The organism is Labrys wisconsinensis (assembly GCF_030814995.1).
Classification (GTDB): domain Bacteria; phylum Pseudomonadota; class Alphaproteobacteria; order Rhizobiales; family Labraceae; genus Labrys; species Labrys wisconsinensis.
The window spans coordinates 239683-264370 of the sequence record NZ_JAUSVX010000003.1 but is presented as its reverse complement, the minus strand read 5'-3'; the positions used below and the strand labels follow the sequence as shown (position 1 = coordinate 264370).

Genomic DNA, 24688 nt, shown 5'->3' with positions numbered 1-24688 from the left:
AGACGATCATGAGAAACGATCTGCGCTTCCAGCCGCTCGACGCCTCGCGCTCGCCCCGCTTCGCCGATATCGCCACCTTCTTCCGGCTCCCCCGGCACGAGGTGAACGCCGAGGTGGACATTGCCCTGGTCGGCGTGCCCTTCGACATGGGCGTCAACTATCGCTCGGGCGCGAGGCAGGGCCCGGCCGCGGTGCGCGAGGCCAGCCGCGCCATCCGCCGCATCCATCCCACCAGCGGCATCGCGCCCTTCGCGCTCTGCAACGTCGCGGATATCGGTGACGCCCCGATCAATCCACTCGACATGGCGGCTTCGATCGAGCTGATCCAGCGCTTCTACGAGGACCTGCACCGCAGCGGCAGCGTGCCGATCAGCATCGGCGGCGACCATACCGTGCCGCTGCCCATCCTGCGGGCGATCGCCAAGGACGGCCCGGTCGGCATCGTCCATTTCGATTCCCATGCGGACACGCTCGACGAGCTCCTGGGAACCCGGGTCAATCACGCCACCACCTTCCGCAGGGCGGTGGAGGAGACTCTGATCGATCCGCGGCGCACCATCCAGATCGGCCTGCGCGGCAGTCGCTTCAGCGCCGACGACGTCGCCTATGGCGAGCGGGTCGGCATGCGGCTGGTCACGATGGACGAGTTCGAGGCGATCGGCCGCGACGCCGTGATCGCGGAGATCGACCGGGTGACCGGCAGTGGCAGGACCTACGTGACCTTCGACATCGACGGCCTGGATGCGGCCTATGCGATGGGGACGGGGGTCCCCGAGGTCGGCGGCTTCTCGGTGCGCGACGCACAGATGATGATCCGCTCGCTGCGCGGCAAGCACCTGGTCGGGGCCGACATCTGCGAGGTGGCGCCGATGTTCGATCCGACCGGCCAGACCCAGCTCAATGCCGCCAACCTGATGTTCGAGCTGCTCTGCGTCATCGCCGACAGCCTGGCGGCCCGGCGCTGAGGCGGGCGGGGAGCCGTCCTCAGGCCCGCGCGATCAAGGTCGCCAGATCGCGCGCGGTCGCCTTCAGCGCAGCCGCATAGGCCTCGATCGTGTGGTCGTTGCGCATGTTCTCGCCGAGGCCCACCAGGGCGACGGCGAAGGTGACGCTGCCGCTGGCGGAGATCACGGGGCAGCCGATGGCGAAGACGCCGGGATCGAACTCCGAATCGATCACCGCGTAGCCGAGCTGGCGCACTGTCTCCAGCTCGCGCCGCACTGCCTCGGGGTCGGCGAGCGTCGCCGGCTGGAGCTTCTCCAGCGGGCGGCGCAGCAGCCGGTCGACGACGGCCTCGGGCTGGAAGGCGAAGGTCGCCTTGCCCGTCGCCGTGGCGTGGATCGGGAAGCGTCCGCCGGGGTAGATCGCCGAGCCCAGCGGCTCGTCGGGCAGGGCATAGGTGACCAGCTCCAGCTCCTCGCCGACGAGCTGCGTCAGGAAGGCGGTCTGACGGAACCGGTTGGCCAGGGCGGTCAGGAGCGGGTCGGCCTGCATCTTGATGGTGGCGGTGTCCTGGCTGATATGGACCAGCCGCACCAGGCGGCTGCCGATCCGGTAGCGCTTGCGTTCCGCATCGAACGCGAGATAGCCGATCGCCAGCAGGCTCTGCAGCAGCCGGTGGGTCGTCGACACCGGCAGGCCAACGGCATCGCAGATGTGCTGCAGGGGCACGCCCTCACGCGCCGCAGCGACGGCATCCAGAATGGTCGCCGCCCGGCGCAGCGGCGCCGAGCCCGGCTCCTTCTCCTGCACGGTCTTGCTCAAATTCTTGTCATCTGCGCTCAAGGGCCGATTCCCACTTTGTCGAGGTCTATCAGAGGCTTGCCGAACAGCACAGAGGTGCTCTCCGTGTTTGGGCCGCTTCTTCTGCTCTTCTGCCCAGGATTGATGCGCCCGGCTGGAGCGAACGCGGTTGACATTCGCGTGGAGCTGTCGTGAAATCCGAAAAATGACAATACATTCCGAAAAATGGAAAATAAAGAGGGGTGTCCGTGACCGCTGTGCAGAACAGGATCGACCCGCCGCGCGCCGGCCGCGCGGACGATGGCATGCGTGAACCGCGCTCCCCTCGGGCCAGCCTCGACCCGCCCGGCGACGTCGTCCGTTTCCGCGGCGTCCGCAAGACCTATGACGGCCGCCGGCTCGTGGTCGACGATCTCGATCTCGCCATCCGGCGCGGAGAATTTCTGACGCTGCTGGGGCCGTCCGGGTCGGGCAAGACCTCGACCCTGATGATGCTGGCGGGCTTCGAGCCGGTGAGCAGCGGCTCGATCGAGCTCGACGGCCGGGCCATCGACCACCTGCCGCCGGCACGGCGCGGCATCGGCATGGTGTTCCAGAACTATGCGCTGTTTCCGCACATGAGCGTGGGGGAGAACATCGCCTTTCCCCTGGACGTCCGGAAGCTGGCCCGCAGCGAGATCGCCGCCCGGGTCGGCCGCATGCTCGACTTGATGAAGCTGGAGGGCCTCGCCGACCGCCGGCCGGCCCAGCTTTCCGGCGGGCAGCAGCAGCGGGTGGCGCTCGCCCGCGCGCTGGTGTTCGAGCCGAAGCTGGTGCTGCTCGACGAGCCGCTCGGCGCCCTCGACAAGCAGCTGCGCGAGCATCTGCAATACGAGATCAAGCACATTCATCGCCGGCTGGGCGTCACCATGGTCTACGTGACGCACGACCAGTCCGAGGCGCTGACCATGTCGGACCGGATCGCCGTGTTCGCCGAGGGACGGATCCAGCAGCTCGCCGCGCCGCAGACGCTCTATCACGAGCCGGCCACGGATTTCGTCGCCGGCTTCATCGGCGAGAACAACCGCCTGCGCGCCCGCGTGGTCGAGGCGGCCCGCGGCGGCCTGGTGGCGGCGCTCGAGACCGGCGAAGGGCGGATCCGCGCCGTGACCGCCGGCATTGCCACGGTCGGCGAGCCGGTCTCGCTCTGGGTGCGGCCCGAGGCGGTGGTCCTCGATCCCGCGCCCGGCACCGTGGACAACGAGCTCGTCGGCCGCCTGTGCGAGACGACCTTCACCGGCGACCATGTCCGCCTGCGCGTCGAAACGGGCGGCTCCGACGCCTTCGTCCTCAAGCTGCACGGCCGCCGGACCGAAGCCTCGCTCGAGGCCGGCCGGCCGATCCGGATCGGCTTTTGCGCCGGCGACTGCCGCGCGATCGCATCGTCAACCTGAACCGCCGGGGAAACCGGGGGCCTGCCATGCCAGAAAGGGAAACACCATGAGACCGTCACGCCGTATTCTGCTCGCCGTCGCCCTTGCGGTGACACCGCCAGCCGCCGCCGGCGCCCAGGACAGCCTCACCGTCGTGGGCTGGGGCGGCGCCTACCAGGCTGCGCAGGACAAGGCGATCTATCAGCCCTTCGAGCAATCGACCGGCACGAAGATCAAGCGCGAGAGCTATTCCGGCGGCGTCGCCGAGCTGAAGTCCCAGGTCGCGGCCGGCAAGGTCACCTGGGACGTGGTCGACATGGAGCCGACGGACGCGGTCCGCGCCTGCGACGACGGCCTCCTCGAGCGGCTGGACGGCCTCAAGCTGACCGACGCGCCGGACGGCACGCCCGCCGACAAGGACCTCATCGCGGATTCGCGGTCGGAATGCTTCATCAACGCCGTCAACGTGGCGATGGTCGTCGCCTATAACGAGACGGCCTTTTCCGGCGCCAAGCCGTCCAGGCTGGCGGACTATTTCGACCTCAAGGCCTTTCCCGGCAAGCGCGGCGCCTACAAGAACGCCAGCCGCACCCTGGAGCTCGCCCTGATGGCCGACGGCGTGCCTGCCGCCGACGTCTACGAGGTGCTCGCCACCCCCGAGGGCCAGGACCGCGCCTTCGCCAAGCTCGACACCATCCGGGGCAGCCTGGTGTGGTGGGATGCGGGCGCGCAGGCGCCCCAGCTCCTGGTCGACAAGGAGGTCGTCATGAGCGTGGCCTGGAACGGCCGCATCTTCTCGGCGCAGCAGACCGACAAGAAGCCGCTGGATATCCTCTGGGACAGCCAGATCCTCGAGGGCTCCGGCTGGGTCATTCCCAAGGGCGCGCCGAACAAGGCGCTGGCCGAGAAGTTCGTCGTCGCGGCAATGACGCCGCAGATCCAGGGCAAGACCGGGACGCTGATCCCCTATGGCCCCTCGCGCCGCTCCTCCGCCGCCTTCGTCGGCGTCAATCCCGAGCTCGGCATCGACATGAAGCCCTTCCTGCCGACATCGCCGGATCATCTTGGCAATGCGCTGGCGCTGAGCGCCGAATTCTGGGCCGTGCACGGCGATGCCCTGAACCAGCGCTTCGCCGCCTGGCTCGCGCGGGGCTGACCTGCGCGACGGCCCGGCGGCGAGGCCGGGCCGTCATCCCTCCACGCTCCGAGGACCGATCGGTATGACCGCCGTGCTCGTCGAACCGTCTCCCAGATCCCTGCGCCGGTCCCTGGTGGCCGGGTCCGGCAGCCGCAGGCGCGCCGCCGTCCTCCTGGTGCTGCCGCTCCTCGTGTTCCTGCTCGCGCTGTTCGTGCTGCCGATCGGCTATCTCCTGTGGAACGCCGTCGACGAGGCGCCGGTCGCCGGCGGCCTGTCGCGGACCGTCCAGGCCCTGCGCGGCTGGGACGGCCGCTCGCAGCCGGCCGACGCGGTGTTCGACGCGCTGGCGCTGGACCTGCGCGAGGCCGAGGCGGACGACAGCGTGCAGCGCATCGGCGCGCGCCTCAACTTCGAGGTGGCCGGCCTGCGCCGCATCCTGCGCCGCACGGCCGCAGCCGCGGCCGGGGAGGGGCCTGCGACGCCGCGCATCCTCGCGGCCGATCCCGTCTGGCGCTCGCCGCAGATCTGGGCGGCGATCCGCGACGTCGGCGCGGTCCCGACCATGGTCAACCTCCTCGCCGCGCTCGATCTCAAGCGCAGCCCCACCGGCGAGATCGCCGCCGTGGCGCCGGACTACCGCGTCAACGCCCCGCTGTTCCTGCGCACCCTGTGGATCGGCCTGCTGGTGACGTTGCTCTGCCTGGCCCTGGGCTACCCCGTCGCCTACCTCATCGCCAACGTGGCGCCGCGGACGGCCGGCATCCTGCTGCTGATGGTGGTCGTGCCGCTCTGGACCTCGCTGCTGGTGCGCACCGCCGCCTGGATGGCGCTGCTGCAGCGCAACGGCGTTATCAACGATGCGCTCGTCGGCCTCGGCCTGCTCGACGACGGCGACCGCCTGGCGCTGATCTTCAACGCCCGCGCCACGGTCATCGCCATGACCCATATCCTGCTGCCGTTCATGATCCTGCCGCTCTACAGTGTCATGCGCACCATTCCTCCGGTCTACATGCGCGCGGCCGAATCCCTTGGCGCCTCGCGCGCCTTGGCCTATCGCCGGGTCTATGTTCCGCAGGTCGCGCCCGGCATCGTCTCGGGATGCCTGCTCGTCTTCATCATGTCCCTGGGCTACTACATCACCCCGGCGCTGCTGGGCGGGGAAGGCGGCCAGATGATCTCCAACATGATCGCCTACCACGTCCGGGAATCGCTGAACTGGGGCCTCGCCTCGGCGCTGGGGGCGCTGCTGCTGGCCGGGGTGCTGGTGCTCTACTTCGTCTATGTCCGTGCCGTCGGCGCCGACCGGATCCGGGTGGGCGGCTGACATGGCCCTGCTTCCCGATCATGCCGGCCCGGCCCAGCGGCTGCTCCATGCGGGCTTCCTGGCCTATTGCGGCCTGGTGTTCGCCTTCCTCATCCTGCCGCTGGTGGTGATCGTCCCGCTCAGCTTCAACGCCGAGCCCTATTTCACCCTGAGCCGCGGCATGCTGACGCTCGATCCCGCCGCCTTCTCGCTGCGCTGGTACGAGGACTTCTTCGGCAGTGCGGTCTGGCGGTCCGCGGCCGTGAATTCCCTGATCGTCGCGACGGTCTCAACCCTGCTCGCCACCGTGCTGGGGACGCTCGCGGCGCTCGGGCTGTCGCGGCCGCAGATGCCTTGCCGCCAGGCCGTCACGGCGCTGCTGATCTCGCCGCTGATCGTGCCGCTGATCATCGCCGGCGCGGGCATGTATTTCGTCTTCGCGCGGCTCGGCCTGGTCGGCACCTTCGCCGGCCTGGTCCTCAGCCACACCGTGCTGGGCGCTCCCTTCGTGCTGATCACCGTGACGGCGACGCTGTCCAAGTTCGACACCACGCTGGTCAATGCCGCCGCCATATCCGGCGCCGGCCCGGTGACGATCCTGCGCCGCGTGACGCTGCCGATCATCGCGCCCGGCGTGGTGTCCGGCGCGATCTTCGCCTTCGGCAGCTCGCTCGACGAGATCGTCGTCACCCTGTTCATCGGCAGCGGCGAGACGCAGACCGTCCCGCGCCAGATGTGGGTCGGCCTGCGCGAGCAGCTCAGCCCCACCATCCTGGCGGTGGCGACCCTGCTCATCGCGCTTTCGGTCCTGCTGCTCGCCTGCGTCGGCCTGCTGCGCCGGCTCGGCCGGGGACGCACGCCGGCATGAGGCTTGTGCCGGAGGCCCCGTCGAGGGCATGGATGGCCGGCGGCCCGGATCGGCCGGCGGAAGAGGGGAGCGACATGCCGGATTCCTCCACGGGCGGGGCCGACGACGTGCTGACGGCGCAATGGGCGCCGATCCCCGTTCCGGAGGCGGAGGCGGCGCTGCACGCGGTCTACGGCTTTGCGGCACGGCTCTCGACGCTGACCAGCGAGCGCGACCAGACCTTCCTGGCCGAGGCGCCCGGCGGCCGGCGCGCCATCTTCAAGATCGCCAACCCGGCGGAGCGCGAGGCGGTCATCGCCTTCCAGCTCGGCGCGCTGCGCCATCTGGCGGCGCAGGCGCCGGGCCTGCCGGTGCCGCAGGTCGTGCCGCGGCTGGACGGGAGCGACGGCGCCGTGCCCTTCGCCGACGGCACGCGGCGAATCGCCAGCCTGCTGACCTACCTCGACGGCCGGCCCCTGCACGCCGCGCCGCGCAGCCTGGCCCAGGCCCACGCCATCGGCGTGGCGCTGGGCGGGATCGGCCGCGGCCTCGCCGACTATGCCGGCGCGCCGCCCGAGACCAGGCTGCTCTGGGACATCACCCACACGCTCGACCTGCGCCGCCTGGTCGGCCATGTCGATCCCGAACGCCGGCTGCAGGTGACCCGCGTGCTCGACGCCTTCGAGCGCGAGATCCTGCCGGTGCACGGCGCCCTGCCGCGACAGGTGATCCACAACGACTTCAACCCGCACAACATCCTGGTCGATGCCGCCGATCCCGACCGTGTGACCGGCATCATCGATTTCGGCGACATGGTGCAGGCGCCGCGCGTCAACGACCCCGCCGTGGCGCTCGCCTATCACATCGGCCGGCCCGACGGGCTCGAGACGCTGCAAGCCTTGCTGCGCGGCTATGCCGGCGCCATCCGCCTTTCGGACGTGGAGGCGGATATCCTGCCCGGCCTGATCGCGGCCCGCCTCGCCATGACCATCGTCATCACGGAGTGGCGGGCGGGGCTCAAGCCGGAAAGCAGCGCCTATATCCTGCGCAACCATGCCGGCGCGCTCGCCGGGCTGCACCGCCTCGCCGCCCATCCTGCCGGTGACATCAGGGACCTGATCCTTCAGGCCCGCGACGGAGACTGACGACCATGGCCATGGCCAACGCCTTCAGCGCCGATGACGCCCGCAAGCTCGATGCAGCCGAGCGTGCCCTGATCGAGCGCCGCGCCCGGGTGCTCGGCCCGGCCTACCGCCTGTTCTACGAGCGGCCGGTCCATCTCGTCCGCGGCGAGGGGGTCTGGCTGTTCGACGAGCAGGGACGGCGCTATCTCGACGCCTACAACAACGTGGCGTCGATGGGCCATTCCCACCCGCGCGTGGTCGAGGCGATCGCCAGCCAGCTCGCCGTGCTCAACACCCATACGCGCTACATTCACGACCGCATCCTCGACTATGCCGAGGCCCTGGTCGCGACCATGCCGCGCGAGCTCTCGCAGGTGATGTTCACCTGCACCGGCAGCGAGGCCAACGACCTCGCCGTGCGCATCGCCCGTCACCTCACCGGCGGCACCGGCATCATCGCCACGGCGCACGCCTATCACGGCCTGAGCTGCGCGGTATCAGAGTTCTCGCCCTCCCTCGGATCCGGGGTGCCGCTCGGCCCGCATGTGCGCACCGTGCCGGCGCCGGACGCCGATCGCGGCCCGGGCGGCGATGTCGGGGCGCGATTCGCGCAGGGCGTCCAGGCGGCCATCGACGATCTCGTCCGCCACGGCATCAAGCCGGCCATGCTGATCGTCGACACCATCTTCTCCAGCGACGGCGTCGTCGCCGACCCCGCCGGATTCCTGCAGCCGGCCGTCGCCGCCATCCGCAAGGCGGGCGGCCTGTTCGTCGCCGACGAGGTGCAGCCGGGCTTCGGGCGCACGGGCGATGCGATGTGGGGCTTCCAGCGCCACGGCCTCGTGCCCGACATGGTGTCGATGGGCAAGCCGATGGGCAACGGCTATCCCATTGCGGGCCTGGTCTGCCGGCCCGAGGTGATCGAGGATTTCGGCCGCAAGGCCCGCTACTTCAACACGTTCGGCGGCAATGCCGTCGCCGCCTCCGCCGGCCTCGCCGTGCTCGGCATCATCCGCGACGAGGGCCTGGTCGCCAATGCCCGAGAGGTCGGCCTCGTCCTGCGCGACGGCATCCGGGCTCTTGCGGCGCGCCATCCCGCGATCGGCGACGTGCGCGGCGCCGGCCTGTTCATTGGCGCCGACCTCGTCCGCGATTCGACACCGCGCGAGCCGGCGCCCGAGCTCGCCACCCGCCTGGTCAACGGCCTGCGCGAGCGTGGCGTGCTGATCAGCTCGTCCGGCCCCCATGCCAACGTGCTGAAGATCCGGCCGCCGCTGGTGTTCTCGCGCGACAATGCGCAGACGCTGCTCGCCGCGCTGGAGGAGGCGCTGGCGACGATCTGAGCGCTTCGACCGCTCAGCCCAGGCTCTTGCCGATCTCCATGAAGCAATGGACGTAGTCCATCGCGTGGCCCTCGGGCGTCCGCGCCACTTCGGCCTGGTAGGCGCCGTAGAAGTCGTCGACGATGGCGGCGCGCATCGCGGCCGGCCGGGCCGGATCGAGGGCGCCGGCAAAGACGGTCTCGGACCAGGAGCGCAGGGTCGGCACGTAATCGGCGGCGAAGCGCCGGGCATCGCCGTGGTCGCGGAACGCCTCGGCATAGGGACAGGCGGTCACCTCGGTCGCGACGTGATCGAGCCTGAGCCCGGCCTGCGAGACCGGCGACAGCGCGTCGCGGAACGGCGCGGCGAACTCGTCGACGCTCTTGTAGAACTGCTGGAACGTCGCGGCGCGATATTCCGCCTCGGTGATGCGCCCGGCCGCGAGCAGATCGCGCCAATGCCGCGCGAACGTGTCGAACATGTTGGCGCCGCCGGTGTTGCCGAGATAGCGGCCCTGCGGGTCGATGCAGAAATTGGCCAGGACCAGCCGGCCGCCGGGGCGCAGCTCCCGGGCGCGGTGCAGCAGGATCGTCTGCCAGTCGGCCATGGCCTGCGCCTTGAAGCGGTCCTTCTCCGCCGCCGCCGCGCCGACCGCGTGGACGTGATCGGCGATGGGGCAGGGGCGGGCGCTGAGCCAGTGCATCGCCGTGGCGGAGAAGCCGAAGGACACGGTGCCGTCCGGCACGATCTGGCGGTAGAAGCTGGTGCCGCTGCCGAAGATGTAGAGGCCCGGCGCGTCGGCCAGCGGCTGCGCGGAGCGGTCGCCGAGCAGGCCCTGGGTCAGCCGGAACAGCGTGCTGAAGTCGTTGTGCGGCAGGTCGGTATAGGTGATCGTGATGTCGCCCTCGGCCCGGCGCGCCCGCACGATGGCGGCGATGCCGCGCATCAGGTCGAGCGAGGTGCCGCCGTCAGCCGCGCCGTAGTCGGCGATCGAGAAGGGCAGGCCGGGGCCGGGCAGGGGGATCTTGGCCAGGGCGGCGGCGACGAGGTCGCCGAGCTTGTCGATCGCGGTCTTGGCGCCGACCGTGTTGGCGGAATAATAGCCCGCGCCACGCATGGCGATGACGGGCATGGCTGCTCCGGCGGTCATGATCTGCCTCTTGCCCGGCCGCGCCCGACGGCGCCGACCGGACGGGCATTACAGGGCAAAGCCCGCGCCGGGGTCAAGCCGCCGTCGTGGCGCCGGCCGTGAAGGCGATGGCATAGCCGAGCTCGTCGGCGCGCTGCGCCATCACGGCCCGCACCGCGTCCAGCAGGCGCTCGGTCGCCGGCTGCAGCAGCCTCTCCGCCGCGACGATGCAGCCGAGCGTGCGCTCGGCGGCCGGGTCCTCGAGCGGCAGGAAGCGGATCTGCGCATCGCCGGCCGTGCGGCACAGCCGCGGCAGCACCGAGACCCCGAGGCCGGCGCGGACCATCGCCAGGATCGAGGTGACGTTTCGTGCCTCGAGATGGCTCCGGCGCGCCAGGGTGCCGGCCTCGACGAGGCGCGGCAACCCGATGCTGCCGTTGGTGATGAACTCCCGCGGCGCGATCTGGCGCCAGGCGATCGGCTCGGCGCCTTCGGCCAGGGGATGGTCGGCCCGGCACACCAGGTCGAGCCTGTCGCGCAGCATCGGCTCGAACATGAGGCCCGGGCGCGGCTGGTGCAGCACGCCGAAGCCGATCTCGACCGCGCCGTCCTCGACCGCATCGACGATCCCGGCCGAATCCATGTCCCGGACGCTGATGTCCATCCACGGCGCCCCGCGGCGCAGCGCCACGATGGCCTGGGGCAGGATGGTGGTCGCCACCGAGGGCACGCTGGCGATGTCGCAGCGGCCGACCCGGTTGGCGACGAAGGCGTGCAGCGCCGCGCTGGTGCGGTCGTAATGCGCCAGCAGCGCCTGCGCCTCGTCGAGCACCCGGTCGCCGAGATCGGAGAGCGTGCTCTTGCGCTCGCTGGCGAAGAGCGCGCCGCCGATCTCCTTCTCCAGCTGCTTCAGCGTCATCGAGATCGCCGAAGGGGTGCGGTGCAGCCGCTCCGCCGCGGCGCGGATCCCGCCGGTCTCCACCACGGCCACGAAGGTCCGCAGGCCGGTCATGCTGAGCATCGATCGTTCCTCGTTCAGGTGAGCTGAACAAATATGCATTATTTTGAGATTGACTGAAACGGCGCTCGCTCGGACCATGGCGGCCTTCAACGGGTGCGAGCGCCGATGGACGTGTTGCCGAATTTCATTGCCGGGCGGTGGGCGTCGGGTGCGTCGACCATCGAGAACCGCAGCCCGTCGGATGTCGAAGATTGCGTCGGCCTCTATGCCCAGGCCACGGTGGACGATGTCCATGCCGCCGCCGCGGCGGCGCAGGCGGCGCAGCCGCGCTGGGCGGCGACGGGCCTGGAGGCGCGGGCGGCGGTGCTCGACGCCGTCGGCCGTGAGCTGATGGCGCGCAGCGCCGAGCTCGGCCGCCTCCTGTCGCGCGAGGAGGGCAAGACCCTGGCCGAGGGCGTCGGCGAGGTCTACCGCTCCGGCCAGTTCTTCACCTACTACGCCGGCGAGGCGCTGCGCATCCTCGGCGACACCGCGGATTCGGTTCGGTCAGGCGTCGAGATCGCGGTGACGCGCGAGCCGCTCGGCGTGGTCGGCATCGTCTCGCCCTGGAACTTTCCGATGGCGACCGCCGCCTGGAAGATCGCCCCGGCGCTGGCCTTCGGCAACGGCGTGGTCTGGAAGCCGGCCAACGCAACGCCGGCGAGCGCCCATGCCCTGACCGAGATCATCGCCCGACAGGCCATCCCGGACGGCCTGTTCAACCTCGTCATGGGCCCGGGCGCCGAGCTCGGCCACGCCCTGGCGGCGACGGCGGACGTGCAGGGCATCAGCTTCACCGGCTCCTGCGAGACCGGCCAGGCCGTGGCCGCCGCGGCCGCGCCGCGCTTCGTCAAGCTGCAGCTGGAGATGGGCTCGAAGAACCCGCTCGTGGTCATGGACGATGCCGATCTCGACCGGGCCGTCGACATCGCGGTCAACGGCGCCTTCGGCGGCACGGGGCAGAAATGCACGGCGTCCTCGCGCCTGATCGTCCATCGGCCGATCCACGACGCCTTCGTGGAGGCGCTGGTGAAGCGCGCCCGCGCCCTGCGCGTCGGTCATGCCCTCGACGCCGACAGCCAGATGGGCCCGGTCGTCAGCGCCGGTCAGCTCGCGGCCGACCTGCGCTACGTCGCCCTGGCGCGGGAGGAGGGCGGCGAGATCGCCTGTGGCGGCGAGCGTGTCGAGGCCCGTACCGAAGGCTTCTACATGGCGCCCACCGTGGTGCTGAACACCGCCAGCCGCATGCGGGTCAACCAGGAGGAGATGTTCGCGCCGATCACCTGCGTGATCCCGGCCGGCGACCTCGACGAGGCGATTGCGCTCGCCAACGACACCCGCTTCGGCCTGACTGCGGGCATCGCCACCCGCTCGCTGGCGCGGGCCACGCGCTTCCGGCGCGCCTCCCGCTCCGGCTGCGTCATGGTCAACCTGCCGACCGCCGGCACCGACTACCACGTGCCCTTCGGCGGCGTGCGCGGATCGAGCTACGGCCCGCGCGAGCAGGGCCGCAACGCCGTCGAGTTCTATACCCAGGCCAAGACCGCCTATATCCACGCCGGCGAGCCGGTCTGATGCCGGACGCCACGCCGCCCATGCTGATCGACGGCCTGCAGTTCTGCCGCTGGTCCCGCGCCGTGTTCGAGCAGATGCGCCAGGCCGGCATGTCCGCCGTCCACGTCACGGTCGCCTATCACGAGACCTTCCGCAGGACGGTCGAGCACATCGTCGACTGGAACTGGCGCTTCCGCGATCACGCCGACCTCATCGTGCACGCCCGCACCGCGGACGACATCGACCGCGCCCGCGCCACCGGCCGCACCGCCATCGTCTTCGGGCTGCAGACGCCCATGCCGGTCGAGGACGACCTCGGCCTGGTCGAGGTCCTGCACACGCTCGGCATCCGCTTCCTGCAGCTCACCTACAACAACCAGTCGCTGCTCGGCAGCGGCTGGATGGAGGCGACCGACGGCGGCATCACACGCATGGGCCGCGACGTCATCGCCGAGATGAACCGTCTCGGCATGGTGATAGACATGTCCCATGCCGGCGAGCGGACGACGCTGGAGGCGATCGAGATCTCCGCCCGGCCGGTGGCGGTCAGCCATGCCAACCCGTCCTGGTGGCGCGGGACGAAGCGGAACATCTCGCAGACAGTGCTGAAGGCGCTGGCCCAGAGCGGGGGTATGCTCGGGCTGTCGCTCTACCCCCACCATCTCCCCGACGGTTCCGACACGTCGCTGGAAAGCTTCTGCGCCATGGCGGCGGAGGCTGCGGCGATCGTCGGCGTCGACCGCCTCGGCATCGGCTCGGACCTGTGCCAGGACCAGCCGGACGCGGTGGTGCGCTGGATGCGCGAGGGGCGCTGGACGCGCCCGGACCCGGGAGCGATCACCTTTCCGCCGCAGCCCCCCTGGTTCCGCGACAACACCGACTTTCCCGGCCTGGCGAACGGCCTGCGCGAGGCCGGATTCGGCTCCGACGAGGTCGCCGGGATCCTCGGCGGCAACTGGTACCGCTTCATGCGCGAGGGCTTCGTCCCGGCGCACGATGACATCCGCGCAGCCGCGCCGGGGCTGCAAGGCGCAGACGCAAGGGCTCCGCAGAGGGCCGTCCTCCACCACCATCAGCAGGGCATCGACACATGACGAGCAGCTTCCACATCTCGCGCCGCGGCGTTCTCGGCGGTCTCTCGGCCCTGGCCTTCGCCGGCCCGGCGCCGACCTTCGCCGCGGACTGGACCAGCGGTCCCATCACCCTCGGGCTGGTGACGCCGCTGTCCGAGCCGGGCGACGCGCGGTCGGGCCAGGCGATCCGCCAGACGGCGGAGCTGTGGGTCAAGACCGTGAACGCCGCCGGCGGCATCGCCAAGCGCCCGGTCGAGCTCGCCGTGTACGACGATGCCGGCAAGGTCGAGGTCGGCGCGCAGGGCGTCGAGCGGGCGATCACGGAGAAGCACGCCTCGGCCATCCTCGGCATGTGGTCGTCCAGCGTGGTCCTGGCGCAGATGGGCATCGCCAAGCGCTACAACGTGCCGCTGATGACCTTCTACTCCTGGTCCGACGACGTCACCGCCAAGAACTATCCGCAGGTGTTCCGGATCGGCCCCTACAACAGCAAGATCGCCGAGCAGACCGCGGCCTTCGTCAAGGCGCGCGGCTACAGGAAGGTGGTGATGCTCGCCGAGGATACCGCCTATGGTCTCGGCTTCGCCAAGGCCTTCGAGGCCGCGATCCGGCAGGTGCCCGACGTCCAGGCCGAGACGGTGCAGTTCCAGGCGCAGACCCAGGACCTCACGCCCGTGATGTCGAAGGTGGCCGCTTCCGCGCCGGACGCGGTGATCGTGCAGACGGTGTTCGCCGCCACCAACCTCTCGATCAAGCAGGGCCGCGAGGTCGGGCTCACCGCCGACATCGTCGCCGGCTGGGACTGGCCGCTCCTGCCCGACTTCTGGCCCACGGTGGGCGAGGCGGGCGAGGGCGTGATCTATCCCACCTTCAACGATCCCTCGCTGAAGATGACCGAGACCGGCAAGGCCTTCGTCGCCGCCTATACCGCCGCCTACGGCGCCGCGCCGGCGATCTTCCAGTCCTATCTGTGGGACAATTTCAACGCGGTGCGGGCCGCGATCGAGAAGGCCGGCACCGCCGACCCGGCCGTGCTCGTGGCGACCCTGCCGTCCGTCACCTTCGAAGGCACGATCGGGCCGATCGCCTTCAAGGAGGAGAAGGGCACGGTGAGCTTCAACCAGTGGGACCGGTTCGCCATGTTCTTCAAGCAGCTGCCGAAGTCCGGCGACGGCGACGCCCAGGCCAAGCTCCTGTTCGCGTCCGGCCTGTGAGCTCGCTTCTCCTCCAGGCGCTGGCGCTCGGGGTGCTGCAGGGCGGCCTCTATGCCCTGATGGCAACGGGGCTGACGCTCGTCTTCGGCGTCCTGCGTGCCGTCAACTTCGCGCATGGCGAGATGGCGATGCTCGGCGCCTACGGCGCCTTCTTCGCCGTCGCGACCTTCGGGATGCCGCTGCCGCTCGCCGTGCTGGCGGCCGGGCTGGCCGGCGGCCTGGCGGGGTACCTCACCAACCGGCTGGTGCTGGCGCCGATCTACCAGCTGCGCATGGACAATCGCGACGAGTTCGTCGTCATCGCCACCTTCATGCTCAGCCAGTTCCTCATCGCCGCCGCCACCATCGGCTTCGGCACGCGCTACCGGCACGTGCCCGGCTTCTGGAACCAGAACCTGCGGCTGTTCGGCACCATCTTCCTGTCCGGCAACCGTATCGCCGCCTTCGCCGCGGCCATGGTCGCGGTCGCGGTTCTGTTCGTCGTCGTCCATCGCACCGATGTCGGCCGCGCCTGGCGGGCCCTGACGCAGAGCCCTCTCGGCGCCGCTTCGGTCGGCATCGGCGTGCGCCGCTACGCCGACCTCGCCTTTGCGACCGCCGGCGCCCTGGCCGGCATCGCCGCGACGCTCATGGCCCCGCTCGTCGTGCTCCATCCCGCCATCGGCACCGACGCCGTGGTCAAGGCCTTCGTGGTGGTGATCGTCGGCGGGCTCGGCTCCATCCCCGGCTCGCTCGTCGCCGGGCTGCTGCTCGGCGTGGTCGAGAGCCTGGGCAGCGTCTACGTCTCCAGCGGCTATACCGAGGCCTATGGCTGCCTCCTGATGATCGTGGTGCTGCTGGTGCGGCCGTCCGGGCTGTTCGGCACCGTGCGGCGGAGCCTGTGACATGCCGGTGCTCGAAGCCCATGACCTGGCCAAGGCGTTCGGCGGGCACCGCGCCGTCGACGGCGTCAGCCTGGCGCTGGCGGAGGGCGAGATCCTCGCGCTGGTCGGCCCCAACGGCGCCGGCAAGACCAGCCTGCTCAACCTCCTCGCCGGGCAGATGCCGCCGACCAGCGGCACCGTCCGGCTGCACGGGGTCGACGTGACGGCTCTGGCGCCGAGCCACGGCCGGCGGCGGGCGCTGCTGCGCAGCTTCCAGAACGGCGGCACCTTCGGCCGCCTCTCGGCCGTCGAGAACGTGGCGCTCGCCGCCATCGCCCGCGGCGAGCACCGCTCCCGCGCGGAGGCGGCCGCCCGCGCCGCCCTCGCCGAGGTCGGACTGCAGCCGGTGGCGGACTGGCGCGCCGACACCCTCTCGGGCGGCCAGCGCAAGCTGATCGACTTCGCCCGGCTGCTGGTCGTGCGTCCCGCGGTCGCCCTGCTCGACGAGCCGACGGCCGGCGTCAGCCCGGCGATCATGGACGTGATGCGCGCCGTGCTGCTGGCCGAGCGCGCCCGCGGCCTCGGCGCCATCATCGTCAGCCACGATCTGCCCTGGGTGTTCGACCTGTGCAGCCGCGTCGTCGTCCTGGCCGGCGGCCGGCCGCTGGCCGAAGGCGGCCCCGATGCCGTCGCGGCCGATCCGGCCGTGCAGGAGGCCTATCTGGCATGAGCGGTTTTCTCGCCGTCGACGGCCTGCGCGTCGCCTATGAGCGCGACATCGAGATCCTGCGCGGCGTCGACCTCGGCATCGAGGCCGGCGGCCTGGCCGCGATCATCGGCCCCAACGGGGCGGGCAAGTCGACGCTGCTCAAGGCCGTCGCCGGGCTGGCGCCGGTCGTCGGGGGCACCACGACGTTCCTCGGCGCCCGCATCGACGGCCTGTCGCCACCCGCCCTGCGCCGCCTCGGCATCGCCTTCGTCGCCCAGGAGGATTCGGTGTTTCCCGAGATGAGCGTCCGCGAGAACCTCAGGCTCGGTGGCTGGGTCCGGCGCAAGGAGCGCGCCTGGCTGGACCGGCGCATCGAGGAGTGCGCGGCCCTGTTCCCGGCCATCGTCCCGCATCTCGATCGGCGGGCGGGCCTTCTTTCCGGCGGCCAGCGCAAGCTGGTCGAGGTGGCGCGCGGCCTCGTCGCGGAGCCCAAGCTCCTGCTGCTGGACGAGCCGACGGCGGGGCTCAGCCCCGCCATGGTGCGCGAGCTCTATCGTCAGCTCGCTCGGCTGAAGCAGGCCGGCATCTCCATCCTCCTGGTCGAGCAGAACGTCCGCGAAGCCCTCGAGGTGGCCGACCACGTCTATGTCCTCGCCATGGGCCTCAACGATGTCGACGGCCCGGCGCGCGAGATTTCCAGGCGGCTGCCCGAGATCGTCCAGGGCTGGCTCGGCCGCAAGATGTCGGGGCTGGTGGCATGAGCCGGATCCTTGCAGGCGCGCCCGCCGCCGCCCCGTTCGCCGTCGGGCTCCTCGCCGCCGCCCTGCCTCTGGCGCCGTCCGTGCAGGACTTCCTGATCCTGGCCGTCTATTACTTCCTGCTCTCGGCGTCGTGGAACCTGCTCACCGGCTTCACCGGCCAATATTCCTTCGCCCAGGCCGGCCTCGCCGCCTTCGGCGCCTATGTCTCCGGTGGGCTCGCCGTCGGGCTCGGCTGGCCGATCTGGACCGGCTATGTCGTCGCCCCGCTGGCGGGCTTCGTCGTCGGCGGCGCCCTGGGGCTGGTGGCGCTGCGGGTGCGCGGCGTGCAGCTCTCGCTCATCACCTTCGCGATCGCCAGCGCCTTCGGCGTGTTCCTCACCGCCGCCGCCGACATCACCGGCGGCTCGATGGGCATGGAGGTGCCGCGCCTGGTCGAAGGATCCGGCCGCGCCGCCTTCCTCATCGTCGCGGGAGTGGCGGCGACCCTCTATCTCCTGGGCCAGGATCGCCTGCTCGACAGCGGCTTCGGCCTGGCGATGCAGGCGGTGCGCGACGAGGAGGCCGTCGCCCATGGCATCGGCATCGGCGTCTACCGCGTCAAGGTCGTCGCCTTCGCCATCTCGGCGGCGGTGGCGAGCTTCGCCGGCGCCTTCTATGCCAGCTATGTCGGCGTGCTGGCGCCCAGCATGGTGTCGGTGAGCGAGATGGGCATCGTCGCCGCCATGGCGGTGGTCGGCGGCCTCGGCCGGCGCTACGGCGCCCTGATCGGCGCTCTCGTTCTCCAGGCGCTCGTCTTCACCGTCCGCGATTTCGGTGCGCAATACACGCTCTTGATCACGTCCGGCCTGTCGCTCCTGGCGATCGTGTTCTTCCGCGAAGGGCTGATGCGGGTCTGCGAGCGCATGCTCGCGCCCTTGCGCGCCGGTCGTCGGCGTTGGGACGAGGACGTGCCGCGCCGGACGGAGGCCGGCTCGTGACCGCCGCCGGCCCTCCGGAGGCGGCCCTGCGGCCACCCTCGGTCGTCATGCGCCTCGATCGGCTCGGGACCATGCACCGCACGCGCCTGAGCTTCTCGCTCTCGCTGCTGCGCCGGATGGGGCGCGAAGGCTGGCGCTTCGCCCGTCCGGTCTGGGCGATCGGGCCGGACGGCTTCGGCCATGCCGTCTACACCGTGGAGACGCCGGCGAACCGCTACAGCCTCGTGGCGTTCTCGCGCGATCTCGCGCCGGATCTGCGCACCGACCGCGTGATCGCCGAGGCCTGGGATACCAGCTACGTCCTCTATGACGGCGTGCCGGATGCCGCCGAGATCGCCCGGCTGGCGCATGAGGTGCCCTTGCAGGAGGCCGGCCGCTTCGCCGCACGCGACCTGATCCTCTCGCGCGCCAACAAGAGCGTGCGCCTGTTCGACGCCGTGGTCGCCGCGCTGGCGGCAGGCGGCCAGCCGGCGGCGGCGATGCTCGACGAGGTCGGCTACCTCATGCGCACCACCGCGGTCTACGGCAACGGCAAGTTCGGCATCGCCGACCGCGACGTGCTGGCGGATCGGCGCGATCTCTCCGGCCCGTTCAGCGCCGAGATGCTGACGGTCTGGCTGATCCGCGCCTTCACCGTCGACCTCGCCGAGCATTGTGCCGCTGTCCGGGCGTCCGGCGCCGCCCGGCTCGCGCCGGCCCTGCGGCGCCTCCTCGGCGTGGGCAACGCCACCGGCCTCGGCATGGCGCCCTTCCTGGTGCGCCACCCCATGCTGCTGCATCGCTGGATCCTGGCCCGCGAGCGGGCGCTCGCCCGCGTGCGGGCCGCCCCGGTGTCCGATGCCGCCTGGCAGGCCTTCTGCGGCCTCCTGCGGCAGGCCCGCGCCGCCGTCGTCGCCTGGCGCACGCAGGACGAGATCCAGGCCGCCCGGATCGCGGCGCTGGCGCGGGACCTCGCCGGCCTCGCCGCCGAAGCGGACGGCACGCCGCCGCCGGCGCGCTCCTGGGACGCGCTCCATCGCTTCGCCGAAGCCCATTGCGACCTGGAGGCGCAGGAATACCTGGTCGCGCTGCTGATCGAGCCGCATGGTCCGCTCGTCGACGACCTGGCGGAAGAGATGGGCGCGGAGGAATGGCGCGGACACGGCCTCGACGGCACGATGACCTGCGCCGGCCTCGGCGCGCTGATCGAGCGCGACTATGGCTGGGCTCTCGCCCCGCCGGGCCAGGGCGCCGAAGCGCGGTTCTGGTACGTCTCCGAGGAGAAGCTCGAGCCGCGTCTGGGCGAACGCGGCATCGAGCCGGGCGCCGAGCGCGAGCTGCCCCTGACCTTCGCCCGCGACGCACGGGCCTTGCACCAGGCGCTGGCCGGCGAGCCGGGCGCACGGCCCGTCGGCGATTTCGTCGCCGCGCGCCCCGCCTGGCGCCACATGGCGCAGCGCGTGCAGCTCGTCGCCCATCACCCCTATGCCGAGATCCGCGACAACCTCGTCGATATCGGCATGCGTCCGATCGACCTGCTGCGCTGCAAGCTCTCCTTCTTCGGGGCGACGCGCTTCGACCCGCGCTCCGATCGTTGGCTGCGCATCACCCTCTTCCAGGGCGCGCCGTTTCCGGACGATCCGACCGATATGGCGGCGGAGGCGTGATGGATACGGGCGCGATCGAGCTCTCCCTCAACGAGGTCGAGGCCCAGGCGATGAAGGCGGCGCGCGGCGCCGGCCTGCCCTGGGGCGCCGCCGAGGAGGCCGGCCGCGCCGCCCGCTGGCTGGCCGGCCACGGCTTCGACTGGGCGCCGGCCCTGCTCGGGCTGCTCGGCACGCCCACGGCCGCGACGGTCCTGGCCGCAGCCCTGCGCCTCGCCGACGGCCTGGCCGGCTCGGCCGCGGATGAGGAGCGTGAGGCCGGCGACTGCGTGCCGCTCTGGAGCCTGGCCGTGCTCGCCCTGCGTGCCAGGACGCTCGGCACGGCGCTGGCGGTCCGCTGGCCCGGTCTCGTCGTGCGGATCGAGGCCGATGGAGCGGTGTCGCTCGACCGCCCGGCCCAGATCGTGCCGGGCGCGCTGCCGGGCACGGCACGGCTGGCCGTCGGACCTGGCTCCCCCGAAGCGTTTCCGCTCGGTCTGCCGGCGGTCCGGAGCCGGGTGCGCCTGTCGGACTGGCGGGCGATCGGCGCCCTCGCGGCCCTGACCTATGTGCCGGCCAGCGCCCTGTCGCGCGAGACCGGGGCCGGCGCCGGTCTCACCGACAATGATTGAGTCCGGCGAGGGTTCGCCGGCGCTGCGGCTCAGGCCGGCTCAGCCGTCTCCGCCAGGCCGGCGATGCGGGCGAGCAGCTCCGCATCCACCGCGAGCCTTCCCGTCGCCGCGGCGCGTGCCCGGGCGGCAGCGCGCCGGGCGCCCGGCAGGCGCACGCCGGGCTGGGCGAGGAACGCTTCGCTCAGTCGAGCTATTCGCTCCGGGAACAGGCCGGCCGAGCTCGCGCCCGCGTCGATCGCCAGGAAGAACTGCCCGGTGCGCGGCGGTCCGCCCGTCGGAGCCATGAACGGGCTCGCGTCGATGCCGAGCGTCGCGCCGGTCGCGGCGGCGGCCAAAAGCTCGACCATGAGGCCGATGCCGACGCCCTTGTAGCCGCCCGTCGGCACCATGGTGCCCTTCAGGGCCAGTGCCGCGTCGGTGGTCGGCCGGCCCTCCGGGTCCAGCGCCCAGCCGGCCGGGATCGGCTTGCCCTCGCGGGCGTGCTTCATCACCTCGCTCCTGGCCACCACGCTGGCGCTCTGGTCGATGGAGAGGGCGAGGCCGCCGCGCCCGTCCGGAATCGCGATCGCGAAGGGATTGGTGCCGATCACCGGGCGCATGCCGCCGGGCGGCGCGATCGAGGCCGGGGCGTTGGTGAAGCCGATGCCGATCAGTCCCGCCGCCGCCAGCCGGTCGGTGTGGAAGCTCAGCATGCCGCAATTGTAGGAGTTGCGGATGGCGAGGGCCGCCACGCCGGTCTCACGGGCGAGCGGCACCAGCGCGTCGAAACCGATCGCGATGGCGGGATGGGCGAAGCCGGACCGGGCGTCCGCCACCAGCAGGGAGGACTTGACCCTCTCGAGGGTCGGGACGGCGGCGCCGTCGACCTTGCCGATGCGCACGTGCTCGCAATAGGTCGGGACATAGGCGAGGCCGTGCGAAGCCGCGCCCGCCGCCTCCGCCGCTACGGCCGACTCGGCCACGGGCCGGGCATTGGCCCGCGACGCGCCGCTGGCGACGAGCGCCCGCATGATGACGGATTCGAGATCCAGAGGCGCAACATCGATGCTCGGCATGCCTTCGTCCTTCCCAGACGGCGAAAGGCATAGCAGGGCATGGGCTGCGAACCAACACGGCCCGCCGCCGGGCAGGGCGACGGCCGATGTCGCGGCGGGGATGTCGGCTCTACGCCATCTCCAGGATCCGGGCCCAGGTCTCGGCCCGCAGGAGAGCCTCGGCCGCGTCGATCCGCGCCACGAGCGTGTCCTCGGCTTTGCTCCGCGGACGCGTCCAGCGGCGAAGCGGCAGGGCGGACGTGCAGGCGCCGGCGCCGATCCCCGCAGGAGGGGCGGGACGGCGCTGGGCGGGGTCGGTGAGGCTCGACGAACGCTGCATGTCGGTCACGTTAACGAATTGTGAACGATTGTAACGAGGATTGTGGCGCGCGCGAGGCGGTGCGGCTGTTTGGCACGCCTCGCCCGCGCTTCCGGCGATCAGGCGGGTGCGCAGGACGGCGCCGGCCGCCTTTGCAGGTCCCTTTCCCAGCCGTCGATGCGCCGCAGCAGCTTGTTGGCGGCATAGATGCCGCGGCGGGCCAGGGCGTTGCGCTGCCGGCGCGCCCGCCAGCGCAGGCTCGTGTCCACTGCGGTCGACCGGGCAACCAGGCTGGTGTGCATGCACTCGTCGTCCGTCGCCCGCTTGGCCGGGTCGTCGTAGAAGGCCGCGACCTTGCCCGCGTCCATGCCCGGCGTTTCCAGCCAGCGCGGCGCGTGGACGCAGAGCCGCTCGACGTCGCTGAGCGCCTTGCGCACGCCGATGCCGGGCACGGGGCAGACGGTCGAGAAGGCATCGCCCACCAGCACCAGGCCGTCGCGCCGGTAGCCCTCCGACACCGTCAGATCCATCGGCCGGGCCGCGACCGTGCCGGTGACCTCGAAGCCGTGGCAGAGCTCCGCCAGCTCCGGCATGGCGGCTCGCAGCAGCGGCTGCGGATCCTGGCGGAAGGCGGTCACCCAGGGATCGTCCATGGTCCGGTAGATGAAGAAATTGGCCCGCAGCGCCTCGCCGAGCGGGAACAGGGTGAGATAGGCGATGCGGTCCTCGGGCCTGTGGCTGAAGCAGGTCAGCTTCTCGAAGGCATAGTCCGACCGGGGCCTCGCCATGGTGAAGCCCAGCGACAGCGAATGCGCCTTGCTGGTGACGATGCGCTCGACGCCGACGGCACGGCGCACGGCATCGCCGAGGCCGGTGGCGATCACCAGAAGGCGCGCTTCGACGACCGTGCCGTCGGCGAGGCCGATGATTTGCCGCTCGGGGCCGGTCTCGACCCGCTCCACCCGGCCGATGACCTGCCTGACCTGCGCCGGCAGGGCCGGCCGCAGCGCGTTGATGAGGTCGCCATAGGCAAAGCCGTATTCGCGGAACAGCCGGCGCGAGAACAGCCGGCCGAAGCGGAAGGAGACATTGTCGTCCATCGGCGTGAGCACCGGCAGCACCGCCTGGCGCAAGCCGAACCGCTCCAGCACCGCCAGATGGCTGTCGTCGATCTCCTCGGCCCGGAAGGCCGGCGGATAGATCGCCATGGCGTCGATCAACGTCACGCCGAGGCCGGCCCGCGCCAGAGCTGCCGCGGTGCAGCAGCCGGCGAGGCCGGCGCCGATCACGGCGACGTCCGTTCTGTTCTGTCCGGAGGAATGGGTGATGTCCGGCCGCACGCGGGCCTCCCTTGAAGTCGATGCCTCGCTGGCGAGACCGTAGCCTCGCTGGCGAGGTCGTGATAGCCGCCCCCCGGCCCGGCGTCGGTGGCTGCAGCCTCGTCCCGGCACGGGACGTCGTTCCGCAGCCGGACGCCGTGCCCGGGGTCCTGCAAGAAGCGTGCGCACGCCGGCCGGGCATGGCGGCGTGGGCGCTCCGCCTCTTCGGCGCCGGCTGACACGCCGCCGCGGTGCGATCGCGGCCCTTCGCGCTCAGCCGTCGCCTGGCTTCGATCTTGCTCGGTGATGGCGCGGGTGACGGCCGGGATGCCGTCTTCGTCCTGGGATGAAACAGTTCGAGCGAGGCCCTCTGCGATGCCGTCAGACGACAATCCCGAAGTGATACGGTCCGATGTGCTGATCATCGGCGCGGGACTGGCCGGCACCTCGGCCGCCGCCGTGCTGGCGCGGGCGGGGCGCAGCGTCACCCTGGTCGACATCCATGCGGTCTATCCTCCCGACTTCCGGGCCGAGAAGATCGGCCGCCCGCATGTCGAGCTGTTCGACCGCCTCGGCTTCGGCGACACCATCCGCGCCGCCACGACGCCGATCGACGAGAACTGGGTGTTCCGCTTCGGCCGGCTGATGTCGCGCCATGCCGAGCGCGAATATGGCTTCGCCTATGAGGGGCTCGTCAACGCCCTGCGCGGAGCTCTGCCGGACACGGTCCGCTTCCTGGTCGCCCGGGTGACCGACGTCGAGACCGGCCCGAGCCTGCAGACCGTGGCACTGGCCGACGGCCGGCGCATCGAGGCGCGCCTCCTGGTGATCGCCACCGGTCTCGGCGACGCCGTGCGCCGCACCGCCGGCATCGGCCGCAGGGAGATCCGGCGCGGCCATTCCCTGTCGCTGGCCTTCGACCTCACGCGTCCCGCCGCATCCTATCCCTTCGACACCCTGAACTATTTCGGTCACCGGCCCGAGGACCGCGTCGCCTATCTCACCCTGTTCCCGATCGGTGAGACGATGCGGGCCAATTTCTTCGTGTATCGCGACGTCGCCGAGCCCTGGACCAAGGCGTTCCGGCAGGAGCCGGCCGCGATGCTGCGCGCCATGCTGCCGGGCCTGGAAGAAGCCTGCCGCGGCCTCGACGTCGCCGGCCCGGTGCAGGTGCGGCCGATCGACCTGATCCAGGCCGAGAACCATCGGCGCGACGGCGTCGTGGTGATCGGCGACGCCTTCGCCACGGGCTGTCCGGCTCCCGGCGTCGGCGTGCGGCGGGTCCTGACCGATGTGGAGCGCCTGTGCGTCGAGCACGTACCGCGCTGGCTGGCGACGCCGGGCATGGACGCGGCCAAGATCGGCCAGTTCTACGACGATCCGGTCAAGCGCGCCTGCGATGCCAGGAGCCTGCGGGTCAGCCTCTATGCGCGCTCGGTCGCGGTCGATCCCGGGCCGGTCTGGGCGGCGCGGCGCCTGCGCAACGCGGTCGTCCGGCGCAGCCTGCAGATCGGGCGCCGCGCCGCCTCGGGCCTCGCCGGGGCGCTCGGCGGCGAGACCGCCGATGCGAGGGCGGCACCATGAGCGCGGCAA

Annotated in this window: 23 protein-coding genes; 17 read left to right on the top strand and 6 right to left on the bottom strand. The window is 71.4% G+C overall.

Features of this window, described 5'->3' with window-relative positions; genetic code table 11:
- The first annotated feature begins 8 nt into the window (after nt 1-8).
- On the top strand, nt 9-965 hold the full coding sequence (speB, locus tag QO011_RS11220; RefSeq protein WP_307271657.1) for an agmatinase: 957 nt from the start codon (nt 9-11) through the stop codon (nt 963-965).
- Nucleotides 966-984: 19 nt separating this feature from the next.
- Here speB and QO011_RS11215 read toward each other — a convergent pair whose 3' ends face one another.
- Nucleotides 985-1764, bottom strand: a complete 780-nt coding sequence (locus QO011_RS11215; RefSeq protein ID WP_307271655.1) for an IclR family transcriptional regulator — start codon at nt 1762-1764, stop codon at nt 985-987.
- Between the two features lie 284 nt (nt 1765-2048).
- Between QO011_RS11215 and QO011_RS11210 the strand changes: the two genes are divergently transcribed.
- The 6 genes from QO011_RS11210 (at nt 2049) to QO011_RS11185 (ending at nt 8910) form a co-directional block, all read left to right on the top strand.
- Complete coding sequence (locus tag QO011_RS11210; protein WP_307271652.1) at nt 2049-3176, top strand: ABC transporter ATP-binding protein; 1128 nt, start codon at nt 2049-2051, stop codon at nt 3174-3176.
- A 46-nt stretch (nt 3177-3222) separates the two neighbouring features.
- Complete coding sequence (locus QO011_RS11205) at nt 3223-4311, top strand: ABC transporter substrate-binding protein (protein ID WP_307271649.1); 1089 nt, start codon at nt 3223-3225, stop codon at nt 4309-4311.
- Between the two features lie 64 nt (nt 4312-4375).
- Entirely contained in the window at nt 4376-5617 is a 1242-nt protein-coding gene (locus QO011_RS11200; protein WP_307271647.1) for an ABC transporter permease, read from the top strand.
- Between the two features lies 1 nt (nt 5618).
- Nucleotides 5619-6464: an ABC transporter permease gene (locus tag QO011_RS11195; RefSeq protein ID WP_307271644.1), complete on the top strand. Its 846-nt coding sequence runs from the start codon at nt 5619-5621 to the stop codon at nt 6462-6464.
- A gap of 74 nt (nt 6465-6538) precedes the next feature.
- Nucleotides 6539-7588 carry a phosphotransferase gene (locus QO011_RS11190; RefSeq protein ID WP_307271641.1) on the top strand — a complete coding sequence of 350 codons (1050 nt, stop codon included), beginning with the start codon at nt 6539-6541 and terminating at the stop codon, nt 7586-7588.
- Between the two features lie 5 nt (nt 7589-7593).
- Complete coding sequence (locus tag QO011_RS11185) at nt 7594-8910, top strand: aspartate aminotransferase family protein (protein WP_307271638.1); 1317 nt, start codon at nt 7594-7596, stop codon at nt 8908-8910.
- Nucleotides 8911-8923: 13 nt separating this feature from the next.
- On the opposite strand, the gene QO011_RS11180 is transcribed toward QO011_RS11185, so the two are convergent.
- The gene (locus QO011_RS11180) at nt 8924-10039 is read right to left on the bottom strand and encodes a class I SAM-dependent methyltransferase (protein ID WP_307271635.1); all 1116 of its coding nucleotides are present in this window, start codon (nt 10037-10039) and stop codon (nt 8924-8926) included.
- Nucleotides 10040-10112: 73 nt separating this feature from the next.
- On the bottom strand, nt 10113-11039 hold the full coding sequence (locus QO011_RS11175; RefSeq protein ID WP_307271633.1) for a LysR family transcriptional regulator: 927 nt from the start codon (nt 11037-11039) through the stop codon (nt 10113-10115).
- A gap of 105 nt (nt 11040-11144) precedes the next feature.
- Between QO011_RS11175 and QO011_RS11170 the strand changes: the two genes are divergently transcribed.
- Genes QO011_RS11170 through QO011_RS11130 form a run of 9 tightly spaced genes read left to right on the top strand, consistent with a single transcriptional unit; the run spans nt 11145 to nt 20423 of the window.
- Nucleotides 11145-12593, top strand: coding sequence for an aldehyde dehydrogenase family protein (locus tag QO011_RS11170; protein ID WP_307271631.1), 1449 nt, complete (start codon nt 11145-11147; stop codon nt 12591-12593).
- A complete protein-coding gene (locus QO011_RS11165; RefSeq protein WP_307271629.1) occupies nt 12593-13666 on the top strand; it encodes a membrane dipeptidase in 1074 nt (357 codons plus the stop codon). Before QO011_RS11170 ends, QO011_RS11165 begins: the two co-directional genes overlap by 1 nt.
- The gene (locus QO011_RS11160) at nt 13663-14859 is read left to right on the top strand and encodes an ABC transporter substrate-binding protein (protein ID WP_307271626.1); all 1197 of its coding nucleotides are present in this window, start codon (nt 13663-13665) and stop codon (nt 14857-14859) included. The genes QO011_RS11165 and QO011_RS11160 overlap by 4 nt, the downstream gene beginning before the upstream one ends.
- Nucleotides 14856-15743 carry a branched-chain amino acid ABC transporter permease gene (locus tag QO011_RS11155; protein WP_307271623.1) on the top strand — a complete coding sequence of 296 codons (888 nt, stop codon included), beginning with the start codon at nt 14856-14858 and terminating at the stop codon, nt 15741-15743. The genes QO011_RS11160 and QO011_RS11155 overlap by 4 nt, the downstream gene beginning before the upstream one ends.
- Before the next feature lies 1 nt (nt 15744).
- The gene (locus QO011_RS11150; RefSeq protein ID WP_307271620.1) at nt 15745-16452 is read left to right on the top strand and encodes an ABC transporter ATP-binding protein; all 708 of its coding nucleotides are present in this window, start codon (nt 15745-15747) and stop codon (nt 16450-16452) included.
- Complete coding sequence (locus QO011_RS11145) at nt 16449-17192, top strand: ABC transporter ATP-binding protein (RefSeq protein ID WP_307271616.1); 744 nt, start codon at nt 16449-16451, stop codon at nt 17190-17192. Before QO011_RS11150 ends, QO011_RS11145 begins: the two co-directional genes overlap by 4 nt.
- Nucleotides 17189-18169: a branched-chain amino acid ABC transporter permease gene (locus tag QO011_RS11140; RefSeq protein ID WP_307271614.1), complete on the top strand. Its 981-nt coding sequence runs from the start codon at nt 17189-17191 to the stop codon at nt 18167-18169. Before QO011_RS11145 ends, QO011_RS11140 begins: the two co-directional genes overlap by 4 nt.
- Nucleotides 18166-19815 (top strand): hypothetical protein, encoded by a 1650-nt coding sequence (locus QO011_RS11135; RefSeq protein ID WP_307271611.1) that lies wholly within the window; start codon nt 18166-18168, stop codon nt 19813-19815. Before QO011_RS11140 ends, QO011_RS11135 begins: the two co-directional genes overlap by 4 nt.
- A complete protein-coding gene (locus QO011_RS11130; RefSeq protein ID WP_307271608.1) occupies nt 19815-20423 on the top strand; it encodes a DUF3726 domain-containing protein in 609 nt (202 codons plus the stop codon). The genes QO011_RS11135 and QO011_RS11130 overlap by 1 nt, the downstream gene beginning before the upstream one ends.
- 29 nt (nt 20424-20452) lie before the next feature.
- On the opposite strand, the gene QO011_RS11125 is transcribed toward QO011_RS11130, so the two are convergent.
- The 3 genes from QO011_RS11125 to QO011_RS11115 form a co-directional block, all read right to left on the bottom strand.
- A complete protein-coding gene (locus QO011_RS11125) occupies nt 20453-21478 on the bottom strand; it encodes an Ldh family oxidoreductase (RefSeq protein WP_307271605.1) in 1026 nt (341 codons plus the stop codon).
- Between the two features lie 109 nt (nt 21479-21587).
- Complete coding sequence (locus tag QO011_RS11120) at nt 21588-21797, bottom strand: hypothetical protein (protein ID WP_307271603.1); 210 nt, start codon at nt 21795-21797, stop codon at nt 21588-21590.
- Nucleotides 21798-21895: 98 nt separating this feature from the next.
- Nucleotides 21896-23116 carry an FAD-dependent oxidoreductase gene (locus QO011_RS11115; protein WP_307271600.1) on the bottom strand — a complete coding sequence of 407 codons (1221 nt, stop codon included), beginning with the start codon at nt 23114-23116 and terminating at the stop codon, nt 21896-21898.
- A gap of 354 nt (nt 23117-23470) precedes the next feature.
- Here QO011_RS11115 and QO011_RS11110 point away from each other — a divergent pair, with 354 nt between their 5' ends.
- Complete coding sequence (locus QO011_RS11110) at nt 23471-24679, top strand: FAD-dependent oxidoreductase (RefSeq protein ID WP_307271599.1); 1209 nt, start codon at nt 23471-23473, stop codon at nt 24677-24679.
- Nucleotides 24680-24688 lie beyond the last annotated feature (9 nt).